This window comes from Melaminivora alkalimesophila (genome assembly GCF_000282995.1).
GTDB classification, from domain to species: Bacteria; Pseudomonadota; Gammaproteobacteria; order Burkholderiales; family Burkholderiaceae_C; genus Melaminivora; species Melaminivora alkalimesophila.
Genome location: NZ_ALEE01000460.1, coordinates 1 through 1,684, shown reverse-complemented (window position 1 = coordinate 1,684; position 1,684 = coordinate 1). Strand labels below are relative to the sequence as shown.

At 75.1% G+C, this 1,684-nt stretch carries 1 protein-coding gene; it reads left to right on the top strand.

All coding sequences use genetic code 11. The annotated features are described in order from the left end of the window. A partial coding sequence (locus tag A612_RS08970) for an FAD-dependent oxidoreductase (RefSeq protein WP_019374162.1) occupies positions 1-1,684 on the top strand: 1,684 nt, incomplete at both ends.

The window sequence follows — 1,684 nt, the reverse complement described above, 5'->3', positions numbered from 1 at the left end:
GGCGCGCGCCGGGGCCGGCGTGCTGGCTGCGGCCGGTCTTCCCGGCTGCGCGCCGGCGCCGGCTGCCCTGCCGTCCGGGGGCTTTGCCGGCATCGACATCGAACGCGGCCACGCGCTGCGCGAGCGCCTGGCGCGCACGGACAGTGCACTCCAGCCGGAGGTGTGGCGCCGCGCGCAGGTGGTGGTGGCCGGTGCCGGCGTGGCGGGTCTGGCCGCCGCGCGTGCGCTGCGCCTGGCGGGGGTCCAGGACGTGGCGGTACTGGAGCTGGAGGACAGCGCCGGCGGCAACAGCCGCGCCGGCCAGGTACGGGGTGTGGCCTGCCCGCTGGGGGCGCACTACCTGCCCGTGCCGGGCGAGGCCGCGAGCGAGGTGCAGGACCTGCTGGAGGAGCTCGGTCTGCGCCAGCGCATCGCCGGCCGCTGGCACTACGGCGGCGCCGAGGGCCGCCACCTGGTGCACAGCCCGCAGGAGCGGCTGTTCTTGCAGGGCCACTGGCAGGAGGGCCTATTGCCCGTGGCGGACGTGCCGCCTGCCACGCTGGCGCAATACCGGCGCTTCGGCCAGCGTGTGGCCGAGCTGTCGCGCGCCGCGCCGTTCGCCATGCCGGCCTTCAAACACTGGAGACCCGATCAGCCCCTGGCGCCCGTCCACCAGGCGCTCGATGGCATGGTTTTCGACGAATGGCTGGCGCGCGAGGGCTTCCACGACCCCTACCTGCGCTGGTATCTGGACTACTGCTGCCGCGACGACTACGGCGCCGGCAGCGCGCGCGTGTCCGCCTGGGCCGGCATCCACTATTTCGCCAGCCGGCATGGCTTTGCCGCGCCGGGCGACGAGGCACCAGAGCAGGAGGCCGGCATCCTCACCTGGCCCGAAGGCAACGGCTGGCTCACGCAGCAGCTGGCGCAGCCGCTGGCCGCCGCCGGGCAGCTCCTCACGGGCCGCGGCGTGCTGCGCATCGCCGAAGGGCGCCACGGCGTGGAGGTGGACGCGCTCGACCACGCCAGCGGCCGCGTCGAGCGCTGGCAGGCCGAGCGCTGCGTCGTCGCGCTGCCGGCCTTCATGGCGGCGCGCGTGGTGCACGGCGGCGCGCCGGCCTTCCTGGCGCAGGCCGCGCAGCGCCTGCAATGGGCGCCCTGGCTGGTGGCCAACATCCACATCGACCGGCCGCTGGCGGACGTGCCCGGCGCCGCGCCGGCCTGGGACAACGTGCTCCACGCCGACGCCGTACCTGGCGGCGTGGGCTATGTGGACTCCGGCCACCAGCGCCTGGCCGGCGCCGCGCTGTTGGCTGCTCCCACGGTGCTGACGTATTACCAGGCACTGGGCGACGTGCCCGGCGCGCGCGAGCAGCTGGCGCGCGCGCCGTGGACGCACTGGGCCGCGCCCATCCTGGACTCGCTGGCCGGCGCCCACCCCGACCTTGCCGCACGCGCCACGCGCATGGAGCTGACGCGCTACGGCCACGCCATGTCCATCCCGGTGCCGGGCACGCAGCAGTTTTTGCGCCAAATCGCACGCCAGCGGCGGCAGGCCACCCACTGGCAGCCATCGAATGGAGAGCGCACGGCGCTGCTGCCCACGCCCGGGACGGCGCGCCTGCTGTTTGCCCATGCCGACTGGTCGGGTTATTCGGTCTTCGAGGAAGCCTTCACGCGTGGGCACCACGCGGGGCTGGCGGCG